The sequence below is a fragment of the Clostridium sp. CTA-19 genome (assembly GCF_054767855.1).
Genome location: NZ_BAAABH010000021.1, coordinates 22,860 through 39,269, shown reverse-complemented (window position 1 = coordinate 39,269; position 16,410 = coordinate 22,860). Strand labels below are relative to the sequence as shown.

The 16,410-nt window shown below is 25.8% G+C and carries 18 protein-coding genes; all 18 read right to left on the bottom strand.

Annotated features, from left to right (window positions below):
- Window positions 1-48: 48 nt before the first annotated feature.
- The 18 genes from ACYUE0_RS12295 to ACYUE0_RS12210 all read right to left on the bottom strand — a co-directional run bounded on the left by ACYUE0_RS12295 (window position 49) and on the right by ACYUE0_RS12210 (window position 16,152).
- Entirely contained in the window at window positions 49-921 is an 873-nt protein-coding gene (locus ACYUE0_RS12295) for a DUF4261 domain-containing protein (RefSeq protein WP_244991635.1), read from the bottom strand.
- Between the two features lie 94 nt (window positions 922-1,015).
- Window positions 1,016-1,291, bottom strand: coding sequence for a hypothetical protein (locus ACYUE0_RS12290; RefSeq protein ID WP_460270797.1), 276 nt, complete (start codon window positions 1,289-1,291; stop codon window positions 1,016-1,018).
- 1,551 nt (window positions 1,292-2,842) lie between these two features.
- Window positions 2,843-3,118: a hypothetical protein gene (locus ACYUE0_RS12285; RefSeq protein WP_460270796.1), complete on the bottom strand. Its 276-nt coding sequence runs from the start codon at window positions 3,116-3,118 to the stop codon at window positions 2,843-2,845.
- 311 nt (window positions 3,119-3,429) lie between these two features.
- On the bottom strand, window positions 3,430-3,894 hold the full coding sequence (locus ACYUE0_RS12280; protein WP_061994574.1) for a DUF1097 domain-containing protein: 465 nt from the start codon (window positions 3,892-3,894) through the stop codon (window positions 3,430-3,432).
- A gap of 283 nt (window positions 3,895-4,177) precedes the next feature.
- The gene (locus ACYUE0_RS12275) at window positions 4,178-4,732 is read right to left on the bottom strand and encodes a GNAT family N-acetyltransferase (protein WP_460270795.1); all 555 of its coding nucleotides are present in this window, start codon (window positions 4,730-4,732) and stop codon (window positions 4,178-4,180) included.
- 227 nt (window positions 4,733-4,959) lie between these two features.
- Window positions 4,960-5,715 carry a class I SAM-dependent methyltransferase gene (locus ACYUE0_RS12270; RefSeq protein WP_460270794.1) on the bottom strand — a complete coding sequence of 252 codons (756 nt, stop codon included), beginning with the start codon at window positions 5,713-5,715 and terminating at the stop codon, window positions 4,960-4,962.
- Between the two features lie 192 nt (window positions 5,716-5,907).
- Window positions 5,908-6,768, bottom strand: coding sequence for a nucleotidyltransferase domain-containing protein (locus ACYUE0_RS12265; RefSeq protein ID WP_460270793.1), 861 nt, complete (start codon window positions 6,766-6,768; stop codon window positions 5,908-5,910).
- A 121-nt stretch (window positions 6,769-6,889) separates the two neighbouring features.
- The gene (locus ACYUE0_RS12260) at window positions 6,890-7,801 is read right to left on the bottom strand and encodes a phosphotransferase (protein WP_460270792.1); all 912 of its coding nucleotides are present in this window, start codon (window positions 7,799-7,801) and stop codon (window positions 6,890-6,892) included.
- A 403-nt stretch (window positions 7,802-8,204) separates the two neighbouring features.
- A complete protein-coding gene (locus tag ACYUE0_RS12255) occupies window positions 8,205-8,624 on the bottom strand; it encodes a class I tRNA ligase family protein (RefSeq protein WP_460270819.1) in 420 nt (139 codons plus the stop codon).
- 14 nt (window positions 8,625-8,638) lie between these two features.
- Window positions 8,639-9,238, bottom strand: a complete 600-nt coding sequence (locus tag ACYUE0_RS12250) for a hypothetical protein (RefSeq protein WP_460270791.1) — start codon at window positions 9,236-9,238, stop codon at window positions 8,639-8,641.
- A 198-nt stretch (window positions 9,239-9,436) separates the two neighbouring features.
- Window positions 9,437-9,874, bottom strand: coding sequence for a hypothetical protein (locus ACYUE0_RS12245; protein ID WP_460270790.1), 438 nt, complete (start codon window positions 9,872-9,874; stop codon window positions 9,437-9,439).
- Window positions 9,875-10,092: 218 nt separating this feature from the next.
- Window positions 10,093-11,175, bottom strand: a complete 1,083-nt coding sequence (locus ACYUE0_RS12240; protein ID WP_460270789.1) for an ABC transporter permease — start codon at window positions 11,173-11,175, stop codon at window positions 10,093-10,095.
- Window positions 11,166-12,260 carry an ABC transporter permease gene (locus tag ACYUE0_RS12235; RefSeq protein WP_460270788.1) on the bottom strand — a complete coding sequence of 365 codons (1,095 nt, stop codon included), beginning with the start codon at window positions 12,258-12,260 and terminating at the stop codon, window positions 11,166-11,168. The genes ACYUE0_RS12240 and ACYUE0_RS12235 overlap by 10 nt, the downstream gene beginning before the upstream one ends.
- A 13-nt stretch (window positions 12,261-12,273) precedes the next feature.
- On the bottom strand, window positions 12,274-13,209 hold the full coding sequence (locus ACYUE0_RS12230; protein WP_460270787.1) for an ABC transporter ATP-binding protein: 936 nt from the start codon (window positions 13,207-13,209) through the stop codon (window positions 12,274-12,276).
- 88 nt (window positions 13,210-13,297) lie between these two features.
- Window positions 13,298-13,936: a response regulator transcription factor gene (locus ACYUE0_RS12225; RefSeq protein WP_460270785.1), complete on the bottom strand. Its 639-nt coding sequence runs from the start codon at window positions 13,934-13,936 to the stop codon at window positions 13,298-13,300.
- A gap of 2 nt (window positions 13,937-13,938) precedes the next feature.
- Entirely contained in the window at window positions 13,939-15,090 is a 1,152-nt protein-coding gene (locus ACYUE0_RS12220) for a sensor histidine kinase (protein WP_460270784.1), read from the bottom strand.
- 199 nt (window positions 15,091-15,289) lie between these two features.
- Complete coding sequence (locus tag ACYUE0_RS12215) at window positions 15,290-15,748, bottom strand: HepT-like ribonuclease domain-containing protein (RefSeq protein ID WP_460270782.1); 459 nt, start codon at window positions 15,746-15,748, stop codon at window positions 15,290-15,292.
- A gap of 29 nt (window positions 15,749-15,777) precedes the next feature.
- Window positions 15,778-16,152, bottom strand: coding sequence for a nucleotidyltransferase domain-containing protein (locus ACYUE0_RS12210; protein WP_460270781.1), 375 nt, complete (start codon window positions 16,150-16,152; stop codon window positions 15,778-15,780).
- Window positions 16,153-16,410 lie beyond the last annotated feature (258 nt).

Sequence of the window (16,410 nt, the reverse complement as noted above, 5' to 3'; positions counted from 1 at the left end):
CACCTCTATGTTTTATCTTAGAAAAGTAAACTTTACATTTTAACAATCCTATAAGCCATTATTAATTTCATTTTCAGTGATTTTTTCAAGTACAAGAGTACCAATATTTTCACCATTAAGTATATCTTCTAATTCATATACCTCTTTAAATTTCAAATATATCTCATCTTCAATTTGAATAGTATGTCCAGCTATTATCTTTGCTCCACTTTCATATTGGTAATTAAATATGTTTTCAAACATTTCATATACTTCTTCTGTTTCTTCAAATGTTCCATAATATGCATATTCACAAATACCATATAAGTTATTTCCTTTTGTAACAAACCAAACCCCATCATTATGAGGAATCTTTACAAAATTTCTCCATACCATCATTGCTGGAGTGTTTGCTAAACTTCTTCCACCATTTTCTTCTCCCATAGCTTGTATTAAAGACGGAATCAATCCATTCCAACTATATCCGTTTATTAGTCCTAATAGATTATGTTCTAAAAAACCATAGGCTAACTTAAAATATGTATTAAAAATATGGTTCATATCAATACTTTTACCTTCATAAAAAGCAATGATATGATAATTATGTTTTTTCATATTATCTAATTCATCCTTATTTCCATATGAACAATTGATTGTATAATCACATATATCCTTTGGAAGCTTAGAATCTATTCCAACTACTCTAAACTTATCTTCATTAATTGTTATATTAAAATATAAACCATTTTTCCCATCTAAATCATACATCATATCAAAGTTAACCACAGAGTTATCTATGCTATTTATCCTTTTAGTTATTTTTTCCTTGTCTAGTACAAAAGAGCTAGGGAATATCATATATAAAGCAAAACTTTCTTTTTCCTTTTTATCACCTCCTAGAATTTCTTTTTCTTTACTTTTCTTCTTTAAAAAATTAAACATATAAACCTCCATCATGTATATATTTCCAAGTTAAAATTTAAACTTATTTCAGTTTCATCATAACTTTTTAACTAACTATAATTGTAATTATTTTTTAGTTTAAAACACTAATGATTTCTGAAATACAAATAATCATATATATAATAAATGCTATTATTTCTACTGAAATTGTACCTATATAATTGTTTTTACTTATTTCTCCATTATTAAAACGTTTTCTTGATGTGTATATTAAACTTACCATTAAAATACTTATTAAAAAAGGAATTAAACCTGGTATTATAACTTTCTTTAAAAAATAAGCTACAACTGTAACTATTGTAATACTATAAATAATCCATTGTATTACACTAATAACTTTACTTTTCATTTTAATTATCCCCTGTCTAAGTTTATGGTTTTTTAGGGACTGGCTAACCTTTTCTTACTTATGACAACTAAGTTTTAAGAGCTTCTTTTTATTTTATGGAGCTACATTGGTCGTGCCTGTCCCATTTGTTACGGTGCTACGCTTTGAACATATTACATATTTTTAGTTAAAAGTGCATAGTTAAGAGTTGTAGTTATTACTAATAGCTTTACTCTTAGTAATGCTTAACATTTCCTAGGACCGGCTTCGATTTCTATAAGTTTTGTTACTAAACTTTTGATTTCACTAACAAAATAAATCATGGAAAACATACTTTGGTACTCTTGTCCTTCTTGTTACTGCTGTACACCTTAAGTTTAACTTTGAATAATTCCACCTCTCAAGCTTAAACTTTATTCCCTATGAATTCACAGAAACTGGTAGTCCAGTTTCAACCAACATTGTCAATTGTCCTTTGTCCTTTGTCCATTGTTAATTTCTAAAGAGCTATTTAAAAATCCAAGCAAGCAATCTTGCAAAATTTCACCTCCATCACAAGAGGGACAGACGCGTAATTGGCTACTTTACTATACTTTTGTCTAGATGCTTTTGTTAATTTTAGTTTTTCTCCAATATTACTCAAAGTCGGTCCCGAACACTTACGCAGCAAAGCTGCTATTTTAGGACCGGCTTTGATTTCTTTAGATTTTATTGATAATCTTTCAATTTCACTTAAAAAATAACTTGCGGAAAATATCCTTCGATACGCCTGTCCTTCTTGTTACGGCTATGAACTTTGAATTTAACTTTAATTTAGTTTTATGTCTTTAACTTTGAAATTTAATTTATATAAACATTTTTAAATCTATAAAAGTAAAACACCTAAGTAAGCAATTATCTAAAGTTCTACCTCCATCACAAGAGGGACAGACGCGTAATTGGCTACTTTACTATACTTTTGTCTAGATGCTTTTGTTAATTTTAATTTCTCTCCAATATTACTCAAAGTCGGTCCCAAACATCTACGCAGCAGAGCTGCTATTTTAGGACTGGCTTTGATTTCTTTAGATTTTATTGATAATCTTTCAATTTCACTTAAAAAATAACTTGCGGAAAATATCCTTCGATACGCCTGTCCTTCTTGTTACGGCTATGAACTTTGAATATAGCTTTTGTTTAGTTTTATATCTTTAACTTTGAAATTTAATTTATATAAACATTTTTGAATCTACAAAAATAAAACACCTAAATAAGCAATCAATCAAAACTTGCCGCCATTACAAATGGGACAGGCACGATAAATTTATTTTCTTCGCTAATACTTGATGCTCTCCTAATTTTATATTTTTTAACTAATAAATCAAAGCCAGTCCCGAACAACTACGCAGTAAAGCTGCTTTATTTTAAAGAAACTGATTTCCAGTTTCCTCCTCAACTATTAACTCTTAACTATCTGAGGGACTGGCTAATGTGCATTACTTATAGCAACTAAATTTTAAGAGCTTCTTTTTATTTTATGGAGCTACATTGGTCGTGCCTGTCCCATTTGTTACGGTGCTACATTTAGATATCTTACTTTATAAAATTAACAATCTGTTCAATACTTATTATAAAATTAAATATAGCTGCTAATGAGCATGTACAAAGTATTAATATCCAGTATTTTTTACTTATCTTTCCACTGTTAAATTGTTGTTTTGATGTATATATTAAACTTAACATTACAATACTGCATAATCCTGGTATTAAACCGGGTACTTTAATATTTCTTGTAAAATATACAATGCATACTAATATTGAAAAAATAGAAATAATACATTGTATTATAACCGCTGTTTTATATTTCATCTTATGCCTCCTAAGTAAAATATTTCCTGATTCAATAATATCATTTTTCAAGTATGTTATCCATAATTATAAGGAAACAAGCTCAAATTTAAATTTATTCAATAACTTTAAAATATTTTCATACAAGATGTAGTGTTGAGTTCCAAGTGATTCAGAGCATGTCTCACTATTTGGGGTATCCAAGTTCTGGAATGGATAATTTTAAAAGTCAACTTGGAACCCTATAGTTAATTTTTAATTACTTTATTATTTCCAAAACAAAAAGTCATAAATAAATTATGACTTTTAAAATTAATATAAATTTATATGTATTAAATATTCCCCTGTTGTTTTGCTAGTAAATTATGTATATAAAATCCAACCATATCTGAAACATACCCTAGTACTGCTCCACATAATAAAGCTGGTATTACAGCCTTCCAATTTCCCGATGTAGCAAAAGTGCAACAACATCCACAAAAGGCTCCTGGTATAAACTCTAATTTTTTAGATTTTGCTTGTATACACATTACAAAAGAAAAGAATCCAGTAAAGAAATATCCCCAATATGAACTAACAAAATAAGATGAACATATCATAATTGCCATTGCCCAAAGTACTCCACTAAGATTTGCAAAAATAGATTTTTTAAATCCATTAAAATTTCCACCAGATGCAAAATAGCTTGTACATCCTATAAACCCAATCCAACCTATTAGCCCCATAGAATCGCTTATCCATGCCCATAAGCCTGAAAATATTCCTACACTAATAGCTGTAATAGTTGATCTGCTCATTAACTATCTTTCTCCTCTCAGATAATAGAAATTAATTTCTAAATTATCTTTTTATCTTATGTATAATATAATTATAAAAAAACAAAGCTCCTTTTACATAAAAAGGAGTAATAAAAATAAAATTATATCATTAAACATATAGGGAAACAAGCCTACCTTTAAAAATTATTCAATAACCTTTTAAAAATATTTTTATATACTTTAAAGCCATAAAAACACTAAAAATACCGTTAAATAATTGAAAGTTATAACGGTATTTTTACTAACTTAACTTTATTTTTAATTAATTTTTCCACTCTCTTTTTAAAATCGAATAAACCGCTAAACTAGAATATCTATTATTTCTAATTTGAACTTCTCTTAATGTTCCCTCATAAGTCATTCCACATTTTTGCATTACTTTTCCTGATGCCACATTATCTATATCATGTTTGGCACAAATTCTATTCATTCCAACTTCTTCAAATAGATATTTTATTATTGCTTTAAAGGCTTCTGTTGTAATACCTTTATTCCAATATTGACTTGAAATACAATAACCAATTTCACAAGCCTCATTGGCATCTTCTAATTTAACAATTGATATATTTCCAATTGCTTCCTTAATGTCCTTCAGTTCTATTACCCAATTATAATCACTTATATCTTCATATTTAGATATCCATAAATTAACAATTTCTTCTGAATCTTTAATATTCCTATGGGTTTGCCAAGATAAATACTTTGTTACCTTATCATCACTTCCCCAATTTTTGAACATATCAATTGAATCCCTATATTCAAATTTTCTTAAAATAAGTCTATCAGTTTCTAGTAAAACAGTACCTGTATGTTTCATCGCCATTCCCCCTTTATTATTTTCATATCCACCATGTTTTTTGAATATTTCTATTTATTATACATAAATATTGTCAAATAGCAATAAATTTTTTAATAATAATTATATAAATAGATTTAAAATTGAATAATTATAACCAAAAATAAGGTTGCAGTTTTATTCTGCAACCCTATCTTAATATTTTAAAGTTAAAGTAAATATATCTGTAGCAATTTTTTACTATAACCTTATATTTTTTTAGCTACAAGAAGAAATCTATGTTCTGTTCCTTCTATATATCCAACTTCCTTTATTTCTTTATCTATCTTACATAAGTTTTCAAAGCAATTATCAACAGAAAAATTTGGGAACTCCCATTCTATTATCTTTGCAAAATATACTAATGCACCTGTATCGTAAAAACGTATTGGTGTAAATGATTCTTCTGATTTAATAATCTCAAATCCTTTATCTTCAAAAGCTTTAATATTATTTTTCAAATTATTATTAGGATATAATGGTTTAAAATTATTAATTACTTTTTCTGATAAATCAACATCATTTTTTGCCCCCACTTGTTGAGTAATAAAATATCCACCTACCTTTAATATTCGTTTAATTTCACCAACATCAAAGGATTCATGTCTGTTAATTATTATATCGAAAGAAGAATCCTCAAATGGCAATTTACAATCATCAAACACCTGTTTAACTGTTATTCCAAGTGGTTGTAATTTTTCCTTACAAATTGCAACATTAGGTGGGTATGACTCTGTTATAGCTGTATTACTAAATGGATGATTTAAAGTAAGTAGGAATTCTCCGCCACCTGTTCCCATATCTAAAAGTTTATATTCTTCTTTTAAATAGGATAATAAAATTTTTTCATAATCCCATGGTATACACTCTCCATCCCATCTACCATTGATATATGAAAAATCCCATCCTTGAAATACTTGATTTTCCTCATTTTTTAAATAGTTTTTTAATTGTTCTCTATTCATTTAACTACTCCTTTTCATAATATAATAATTTAATTAGAAAAGCAGTGCAGTTAACTGATAACAAATATATTATTCTCTCGGCACAATCTGCTATCAGATTATATTAACTGCACCGAGTATTTACTTAATTTGTGTATCATAATAAAATTCACCTCTTTCAAAGATTTTAAAAAATCTCTTCCTTACTATGATTTAAACCCTATAAATTAATTTTAATATTTCATCAGTTACATCATCTAATTCATATTCTTTTGGTATAAGATTTAATGTATCTTTAATTAAATTAAAACAATTTTCCAAACTAGTTTTACTTTCATTTATACATATAATTGAATCTATTCTTTTCTCTAAATTTTCCGGCTTAATTTTTAAGTCTTCCACTATATGTTTTGTCCACTTCCAATCTGGTTCCCACTGATTGTTTACTGCATACAGCACCCTTAGAATTCTTTGAATGTCTGGTATCATCCTTTGCAAAAATGGTATTTTATCATCTCGCTTTGCTAGCATTTTTCTAGATTCTATAGCTAATCCTACTGTCCATGGTTTTATAGTTTCTAATATAATGTCTTTTGCAAGTTTAATTGGATAATTTTTTAATTTTTCTTGTAAAAATTTCAGATTATTATTATCTCTTACAAAAATTGCATTTTTAAATGTTGATGCTAATAATAATTTTTCATGACTATTTACTTTTCCATCAAGTATAAGTTCTAAATTTGTTTTCATATTTTCTATCTTCTGCCACCCAGCTTCAATCCAATATCCGTTATATTTAAATATTATCCATGTAGAACCATCCCAAAGTGGCATTCCATAGGGATATAAATCTGTTCCTCCAAGTTCTTTAATCCAATTTATTATAGTTTCTTCTTCTACCTTTTCATCAGTTAAAAATTCTATCTCAACATCAGAATCCTCATCAGCAAGATTTCTAGACACAGACCCTACAATAACTATTTCTTTTCCATATTTTATTGGACACTTGCTTGCTATTTCTTTTGCCAACTTAATTCTTTTCTCACAATTATCATTAAACAATTTTTTACTCATAACTCCCCCTATATTCCTATAAAACTTTATATCTTAAATACTTTTAAACTATGAAAATATATTTCTTAACACTATATTTTCACATATTCATACCTTTATATTAATCCTAAATTTTATAAATTCAAAGTAACTTTTTTAAAAATTCAATATTTTCTGTATAATAGTCATTTGCTTTAGCAAATGACCAACTGCAATGCTCAATAACCATAGCTATTAAGAAATATTTTATATTCTTATAAAAATCTTCTTTTATATTCATATATGATTTATACCCATCAATAAAACATTTTTCATATTCCTTATTTTTAATAAAATACTTAAAATAAAGATTAGCTAAATCATTTTCGTAGTTATCAGGATAGCTATGTTCAAAATCTATTAAAGCATTAATTTTATACTCACCATCTATATTTTCAACTAATATATTTCTTCCTTCAAAATCATTATGAGTAAACCTAAATTCATTTTTATTAATTATTTTATTATAATTGCCTTTAAGAATTTTTATAGCTTTATATAAGATATCTTTATCAGGCAAATTCTGACTTTCTATTTCTATTATATTTTTGTTTAACTTTTTGAATTTATAATCTTCAAATTCTTGGGATGTTATTGTCTTATCCCATGTGACAGCATAATCAAAAATTTTAAATGAATGTATTTTCCCTAATGTTTCACCCATCTCTTTAAATATAAGTTTTTTATTTTCATCATTAATTTTCATAATAACATTATCTAAAGTTTCTCCACTTATATACTCCATAATAACCCAATCATAACCATGATAATTTCCTGTTTTTATTAATTTAGGTACTTTAACATTACTGTCTTTCAGTATTTGTAATGAGTTTGTTTCTCTTATACTTTTCCCATGATTAAAATACATTTTAAATACATATTTCTTATCATTTTCATGAATTATATAAACTAAGTTTCTTTTTATTTCATGATTTCCAATGGGAGTAATTTTAATATTTTTATTTTCAACAATATTGCTTATTAAACTTTTCATTTCATTCTCATCATAAATCATAACACCCTCACATAACCACTTTATAATATCTTTATTATTTTATTAACTTTTCTTTTTCCTTATCTATTACCTTTTTATCAAGTCTTTCAAATAATATATGAAAATCTTTAATTTCTTTACCTGATATAAGTTCAATATTTTGCCACTTATCTCCTTCAACATCTAACCATTTTTTAATCTTTTGTGATGATTCAGGTAAAAATGGATTTAGTAAGTTAGCTATGTTTAGGCATAATCAAATAAATAATAAGCCAGTATTCTCGCCTATTTGCCATGAATACTTCGTCGACAAAATCCAGCCATAGCCCTACTATGACTGGATTTCATCTCCTTGTCTCATGACAAACATGCTTCGAATCTTTGACCGCTTATTTCTTTTCATATGCCTTATTATTGAATATAATCAATTATATATTGTTGTTTTACATTCATCTAAATCAGAATTAATAGTAATCCATGGTGTTTTCTCATCAAAATATTTGTTGATACTTCTTATAAAACTAAAAATTTCTTCAACTGCTATTTTAAAATTTCCATTTTCTATATGATTTCCAACTGAATCGTATAAATATTTAATTTTTTTATTTATATTATAATCAATATTTCCTGAAGGAATAGTATTATTAAAGTACTTCTTTACGAAAACTAAAGTTCTATTTGCTAAATTACCATATGCACCTAATAATTCACCATTGTTACTATTTACAAATTCTTGCCACGAAAAATCAGTGTCTCTTTTTTCTGGTGAATTTATTAAGAAAAAGTACCTTAATGCATCTGAATTATAATTTTCTACTAAATCAGGTACATATACGTGACAAATCTATTTATATTTTTTTACTTATACATTATTAAAGTTCGGTAATAATCATTTTCAGAAAGACCATATGAACCTTTTATTACTTGATAGTTCACATCAATTATTTCGTATCCATCATCTTGCATAGAACTTACTATGCTATCTATTTCATTTGTATACTTATTTGCGCACTCTAATTCTTCATTTGAAAATTGATTTTTATTATTTATCATAACAATATGAACCTTACCATCTTTTTCTTTTAAAAACTTCTTAATTTTACAGTAACCATTTGCCATTCGCTCATTAATAAATTGTACCCATTCATCAACACTATCTTTTACCACTAAAACTTCATATTCATCCTCTATAGTTTCTAAATCAATATTTCCAAGGCTTTTTTTTACTTTTCTTAAATTAGAGTAGTACATTTTTTTTATTACCTTTTTGCTTACAAACTCTATTCGGTCACTATAAGCATATAGCTCTCCTCTAGTAAACCCTCTATTAGCATCACAAGACTTAAGTATTTCATCATTTTTTTTAATAACATTTTGCTCTATTTTAACTCCACAATTACAACAAAACTTAGAACCTTCACTAATAGATGCTTTACAATTTTTACAATTAATAATCATATCATACTCTCCTTATTTTATCTTTAGTCTTTTCATATATATAAACTCCCAATCTCCCACTAACTTTTAATATAACATTTAATAACAGGTTTAGATGCTCCAATGGAGTAGACCACCATTACCTAAAATTCTATGATTGTGAACTAAATTCCCTCATATCTTATGAACGATTTTTTGTTCTTTAATTTTTTACACATTTTATTTATACACTCTAATAATTTTAATATCAAAAGGTTTAATTAGCTGTTCTAAAGGTTCAGTACCTCCATAAGGATATGACCATGGCTCAAAACACAATCTCCCAATTCCGTTTTCACCAATTTCACAGCCTATAATCTCATATTCTCCTGTTGTTATTGCATCAATTACTGATTCAAAATCCCATGGTTTATCAATAAGATGTAAATATCTACTTTCTTCTGGAGTTGAGTAATACAATTCCCAAAAATCTTTTATTTCCTGTTCCGTTGGCCACCAAAAATAATTTAATTCATCCTTATTATAAAAGTCTAATATTGTTGGATCATCACAATCTAATTTATTTAAATCCTTTTTCTTCTTTACATAACTGATTAACTTTGAAATTCTTTCAAATATCAAATTATCTTCATATATGAATTCAATAAAAAAACTCATATTAACACCTCAATAAATATTATTTTTAAATAAAATTATTAATTTTATAACATTACCATTATATCAACATTTACCATGAAAAATATTTACAAATATTATAATATCATAGATTTTGTTATTAAATCTCTCAAAAACTAAAGAAACCCCTAAGAGGAGTTTCTTTAATTCATACTTTAAAATATTCTATAGTTTTTTTATAAATATTTTATAAATCAAAACTAATTTTTAACAAATTCCCTTAATCTAAAACTACCTGCTGTAAAAAATACTACTGCCATTAAAATTATAATAAAGCTTGGTATTATAATTTCACCTGTATCTAATATTTTAATTAACCATGTAAATGGAGAAAATGCACTTATTCTTGTTAACATTATAGGAACATTTTCTAAAGATTCCATCTGTGAACTAACGATTCCTATTCCAAATGATATTAATCCAAAAACGACTAAAAATAAGCTTGCTAAAGTTTTATTTTTAATCCACCTTGTTACAGCTAATATTATAGATGTTGTAATTAAACTGCCTAAGAATATAACAAAAATTCCTTGCATTACATTATAGTTTGAAATTCTTAATAAAAATATTAATATTGAAAATGCTATACTACTTAACAGACCTTGAATTATAAATGTTGATAAAAATAAACTTCCAAGTATTATTCTATCTGAATTACCTGTTGATACAGCTCTTTTTAATACATTTTGATCTTTAAGGTTAATAATTTCTTCTGTAATAATAGAACCACCAATCATCATAAAATAACATAGCATTGATATAATCATCCTATATTCTGATTTATCCGTTATATCATTTTCTTTAATAATGGTTTCAATGGCATTGGTACTTAATCCTTTACTAATATCTTCTTGTAAAATACTATTTATATAATCAGTTATAATATTTTCTGACATTATTGTTCCGTTAGTTTTTTCTTTAACATAAAACTTAATTTTGGGAACGCTACCACCTTCTAATATCTCTTTAAAATCTTTTTCTATAACATAAATTCCACCTAATTTATTATCACGAATTAAATTAATATTATCTGACACTTCTCCATTTAATATATCAACACTATATTTTTCATTTAATTTTGCAATAATATTACTAGAATACTCTGAATTACTTTTATCTATAACTCCTATGTTTCCTCTAACTTCATTATCGCCTGTATTTGTGAAAACCATTCCATATATAGACATAATTATAAAAATAGGAGCTATTGCCGTCATTACTACCATAAAAGGATTTTTAAGTTGTCTTTTAATATTAATTAATACTAATCTTATTAACTGCATCTCTTTTTCCTCCCATGAAAAATTATCTTTACTATAGCAATTAAAATCATAATAATTGAACCTATCAATGTAACTGCTAACCATTTACCACATCCTTGCAAATTTCCATTTAAATTATATAAAGAAAATGCATTGTTTAAATAGTGTGTTGGTGCAACAATCCCAGCTTTATTTGCTTTTATTCCAAATAATTCTCCTCCAATTATCGGTAACATAAATATCAGTGTTCCTACTATTTTTCCATATTTGGCACCAAATAAAGTTGATATACATTTAGATATTGATGCTGATAATATAGTTCCAACTAGTATTAATATAATAAGATGTGCAAAATTCCCTAAAAAACTTATACGTAACATTCTAAAGAACATAACATATATGCTAAGTATAATAAATACATATACTAATGACGCTACATATTCAATAAAAAAATATTCTATCTCACTTATTGGTGTTGCACCTATTCTTTTTCCTAAATTAATACTTACATCTGCATACCCACTTTGGATTAATGTATATGCCTGCATAATTATTACAAATCCAATCATAGATGCTGCCATTTTTTCATAGGAATTGCTTTCTTTAGGTGTATCTATTATTATGCTTTCTATTATTGATTCATCTATTATCTTATTTAAACTTTCCTTGTCTTTACCTGATAATTCTACATATAAATTTTGATGATATTTATCTAGGATAGACTTTAACGTATTTGTAACTAAACCTTTTTCTTCTACTTTTTTATTTATAGTTATACTTCCTTTATTTAAAGATAAAATATTATTTTCATAGCCTTTATCTATTATTATTTCAACCTCTGGTTTTGTTTCTACAGTATTTACAATATCTTTCATTTCCTTGCTATTTAATAATTCTATAAGCCCTTTTGACACATCACTATTATCTTTATCAATTATTTGGGCATCTACAGGTTTTAACTTTAACGGATTATCATTGTTAGTATTTTGTACAAACCCCATAAAAGTTGCAAGAACAATAGGAAACAATATAAAATATAATATTGTTACACTGCCATTTGCAATCATACTTTTTAGCGTAGTTTTTATATAATAAAACAGCTTCATCTAATTAACACCTCTAATCTCTTAATGTTTTACCTGTTAATGATAAAAATACATCTTCAAGCTTTACTTCTTCATAACTAATTTTCTTTATATTTATATTTTGTTTTTCTAATAATGCAAGTACATTTGCAAGTTTAAAATCTAAATTAATAACTAAAGTAATAATTCCATCTTTATCAGATACCTTTATAACTCCATCTACTTTGCTTAACTTCATAATTATTTCGCCACTTACATCTTCTGCCTCAATCATAACTTTGTTATTAGAAAATACAGCTGATTTAATCTCATTCTTACATCCATACGCTATTTCTTTTCCTAAATCAATTATGAATACATTCTTGCAAAGCTCCTCAATCTCTTCCATATAGTGCGAAGTATATATTACAGTTGTTCCCCATTCCTTACATATATTTTTTATAAAAGAAAATATATGATTTCTCGATTGTGGATCTACTCCAACTGTAGGTTCATCTAAAATTAAAACCTTAGGATGGTGTAAAATAGACACTGCTAGATTTAATCTCCTTTTCATACCACCTGAATATTTTTTTACTTTTTGTTTTTTCTTTTCTTCTAAGCCTGTTATTTTAAGAACTTCTTCTATTCTTTCTTTTAAAAGTTTACCTTTAAGACCATATAATGCTCCAAAAAACTCTAAATTGGTTAAAGCATTAAGCTCCTCCATTAAAGCTAATTCTTGTGGAACATACCCTATACACTTTTTAGCCTTAATTGGCTCCTTTAAAATATCATATCCACATACTTCAATAGTTCCACTATCTGGAGTTAATAGGCCAGTCATTATATTTATTAATGTTGACTTTCCTGCACCATTTGGACCGATAAAACCAAATATCTCTCCTTCTTTTACTTCATAATTGATATTGTCTAAAACTAATTTATCATTAAATCTTTTTGTTACGTTTTTTACTTTTATAATACTCATAAAAAAACCCCCTTAAGTAATTCCTTAATCTTATAATAAGGCATTACTAAGGGGACAACTATAACTTAAAGTCACTAAAACACATGACTTAAGTCACTATTCCATTTTTAAAAGCAAAAATAGCAATTTGAGTTCTATCTCTAAGATCCAATTTAGAAAGTATGTTTGTAATATTATTTTTTATTGTTCCTTCTGATAAAAATAATTCTTCTGCAATTTCTTTATTACTTAATCCACCAGCAATTGCTTTAATTATTTTTATCTCTTTTTCTATAAGATTATATTTATGTATATCTTTTTTAATTACTGTACTAATTCCTATCATTTCTATTGCTACATCAGGATGAACTACCATATTACCCTTATATGCTGTCTTTATTCCATCATAAATAACATCATGTGAACTATCTTTAAGCATATATCCAAAAGCTCCATATTTTAATGCTTCTTGAATATACTCTTTATCTTTAAATGTAGTCAGAATTATTACCTTTATTTTTGCAAACTGCTCTTTAATAAGCCTTGTTCCCATAACGCCATCACACTCTTTCATCCTTATATCCATAAGGACAACGTCTACATCTGTATTTTTACAAATTTCTAAAGCTTTATAACCGTTTTCAGCCATACCAACAACTTCAATATCATCAAATGTAGAAAGCATTACTTTTAAACCTTCTCTTATTAATTTTTCATCATCTACAATTAAAAGTTTAATTTTGTCCATTTTTACCTCTCCTCTTCCCTTGGAACTGTAATTTTAACAAAAAAACCATTTCCATAACTTGATTTTATATCTACAACTCCTTCTATTTCTTCAGCTCTTTCTCTAATACTTTTAAGACCAACTCCACTTTCTTCAATCTTTGATGTTCCTATTCCATTGTCCTTAAATGATATTATAAATTCATCTTTAGTAAAATTCATAATAACTTTCACCATTTTTGCCTTACCATGCCTTAATGAATTTGATAATACCTCTTGAGTTACCCTATATAAATGATTAGCTTGTTTTGTAGACAGATTCCAGTCCCCTTTTGATATAATTGTTTTAACTTGAATACCTGACATTTTCTCAAAGTTATTGCATACCTCTTTAATTCTTAAAATACCTTGATAATCATCATATTCATCTGGCTTAAGCTCATTTACTGCCCTTTTAACATCTTTAAAACTTTCGTTAATAAATAATCTTAAATTCTTTGCCATATCTTTCACTTTACTATTTTCTTTTTGAGATACAGCTTCCATTGCAGATAATTGAATCATAGCTGTAGATAATGCATGTCCAACACTATCATGAATTTCTCTTGATATTCTGTTTCTTTCTTTTAATAAAGTAAGTTCTTCAATAGAATATACACACGCTTCTAATTCATTATTAGCTTTTATAAGCTTTTCTTCTGAAATTCTAAGCTTATCATAAAGATGTTGAGCTTCTATTTTTGTACTATAAATTTTTGATATATAATTTAAAAGTATCAAAAATGTACTAAACAAAATAAAATATATGATAATCTGTTCAATATTTTTATTACCCTTTATCAAAATTTCCATTAATAAAACTATTGTACCTAAAATGTATTTAAATACTTTATTCTTTAAAGTAAATAAATCTATAGATACTCCAACCAAATAAAAAGCAATAATTCCTCCAAATTTCATTTGAGCAATAGGTATAACTAATAATTCTACTATTATTGAAATAATAACACTAAACTCTTTTTCTAAATAAAACATCCTTAAATGATTATTTATAATGAACATTAAAATAAAAACTAGGCATATAATACTTCTATTTTCTCCCTTTATAAATAACTGAAACATTAATATAAAAATCGTTATATACCTTATTAACAATAAATCTCTACTTTTTTTCATACTATTCTCCAACTTTAATTTTTACTAAATTTATAATTTTTCTTGTATCATTTACCATATTTATATTAACATAAGTGTCATAATAAATTAAATTATTTTAAAAATTTAATCTTAATTAATCGTTTATAATAATAAAACTCTTGATATTAAAATCATTAACTTTAATATCAAGAGTTTTATTATGTATGTTTTCTAATTTTTACTCTTCTTCTATCATAGATAATTTTATTTTTTCATTACTTACTTCAAGAAATATTTCTAAAAAAGCTATTTTATTAATACAATAATCTAAAATATCTTCTTCAACTCGTTCTCTTTTATAATAGTCATGAGTATATCTATTTCTTAATCTTACCAACGCCACTAAAATTCTACTTAATTTTTCATCTATAAATCCATATAAACTCCATTTTTTTATTAGCTCTAACCCACTGCAACCATCTATATAATTGTTTGTCATAACAAGATATGTCTCACTCATATCAATTATATACTCAGAAAAATCTTGAAAATATCCAATTATAGCTCTCTTAAGATGTACTGACTGTCCATTTTTATATTGTTCCGTAGCATCTTTTATTAAATGTAATGTATCTTTTGCCATATTAAATTTTAATGTTAAACTTTCCTTTTTATATTTATAATAAGCTGCTGACATTTTAATACTCCTCTACTATTTTTTATTTATTATCTATCTTTTTTTATCCATTTTTCATTTCTTAAATATTTATTTATATACAATCTAAAGTCTATTTCACTTAATTCATCTACTATTAATTTATCATCACTATCTAAATATTGTCTTGCAAAAATACTATCGAAATCTCTTGTTGTTAAAAATGTTAAATGAATTTTATTATACTGAAAGTATTTTTCTAATTCAGGAATTAAATCATCTTCTAAATCAAACTCATCCATTACATCTTCCCTATTTTTCATTAAAACTAATATATCAATATCACTCTTACCTTCAATCCAATATTTTGTATTATAACTTCCAAACATAGCTAAGGATATTACATTTTTTACATTATGGATTTTAAAATCCTTAATTCTTCTCATAAAAATTATATCTCCTCTCTGTTCAATGTTTTTAATATTTATAGAATTTTGAACTCAATATAATTTAGTATATATATTTTAATACTATGACTATAAATTTACTCTTATAAACATTTTCATATAAATTTAACTGTAAAACTTAACCTACCTAAAAAATGTATAAATATTTTTAAAATCTGACCTGTACATCAAGTTGCCTTAGTTTTGTATGATTATAATAATCTATTTAAAGCTATTTTTTATGTTAAATCTATTACT

What these genes read in the sequence shown, in the direction of transcription:
- ACYUE0_RS12295 (WP_244991635.1), bottom strand. Translation starts at nt 921, where the DNA reads ATGTTTAATTTTTTAAAGAAGAAAAGTAAAGAAAAAGAAATTCTAGGA.
- ACYUE0_RS12290 (WP_460270797.1), bottom strand. Translation starts at nt 1,291, where the DNA reads ATGAAAAGTAAAGTTATTAGTGTAATACAATGGATTATTTATAGTATT.
- ACYUE0_RS12285 (WP_460270796.1), bottom strand. Translation starts at nt 3,118, where the DNA reads ATGAAATATAAAACAGCGGTTATAATACAATGTATTATTTCTATTTTT.
- ACYUE0_RS12280 (WP_061994574.1), bottom strand. Translation starts at nt 3,894, where the DNA reads ATGAGCAGATCAACTATTACAGCTATTAGTGTAGGAATATTTTCAGGC.
- ACYUE0_RS12275 (WP_460270795.1), bottom strand. Translation starts at nt 4,732, where the DNA reads ATGAAACATACAGGTACTGTTTTACTAGAAACTGATAGACTTATTTTA.
- ACYUE0_RS12270 (WP_460270794.1), bottom strand. Translation starts at nt 5,715, where the DNA reads ATGAATAGAGAACAATTAAAAAACTATTTAAAAAATGAGGAAAATCAA.
- ACYUE0_RS12265 (WP_460270793.1), bottom strand. Translation starts at nt 6,768, where the DNA reads ATGAGTAAAAAATTGTTTAATGATAATTGTGAGAAAAGAATTAAGTTG.
- ACYUE0_RS12260 (WP_460270792.1), bottom strand. Translation starts at nt 7,801, where the DNA reads ATGATTTATGATGAGAATGAAATGAAAAGTTTAATAAGCAATATTGTT.
- ACYUE0_RS12250 (WP_460270791.1), bottom strand. Translation starts at nt 9,238, where the DNA reads ATGATTATTAATTGTAAAAATTGTAAAGCATCTATTAGTGAAGGTTCT.
- ACYUE0_RS12245 (WP_460270790.1), bottom strand. Translation starts at nt 9,874, where the DNA reads ATGAGTTTTTTTATTGAATTCATATATGAAGATAATTTGATATTTGAA.
- ACYUE0_RS12240 (WP_460270789.1), bottom strand. Translation starts at nt 11,175, where the DNA reads ATGCAGTTAATAAGATTAGTATTAATTAATATTAAAAGACAACTTAAA.
- ACYUE0_RS12235 (WP_460270788.1), bottom strand. Translation starts at nt 12,260, where the DNA reads ATGAAGCTGTTTTATTATATAAAAACTACGCTAAAAAGTATGATTGCA.
- ACYUE0_RS12230 (WP_460270787.1), bottom strand. Translation starts at nt 13,209, where the DNA reads ATGAGTATTATAAAAGTAAAAAACGTAACAAAAAGATTTAATGATAAA.
- ACYUE0_RS12225 (WP_460270785.1), bottom strand. Translation starts at nt 13,936, where the DNA reads ATGGACAAAATTAAACTTTTAATTGTAGATGATGAAAAATTAATAAGA.
- ACYUE0_RS12220 (WP_460270784.1), bottom strand. Translation starts at nt 15,090, where the DNA reads ATGAAAAAAAGTAGAGATTTATTGTTAATAAGGTATATAACGATTTTT.
- ACYUE0_RS12215 (WP_460270782.1), bottom strand. Translation starts at nt 15,748, where the DNA reads ATGTCAGCAGCTTATTATAAATATAAAAAGGAAAGTTTAACATTAAAA.
- ACYUE0_RS12210 (WP_460270781.1), bottom strand. Translation starts at nt 16,152, where the DNA reads ATGAGAAGAATTAAGGATTTTAAAATCCATAATGTAAAAAATGTAATA.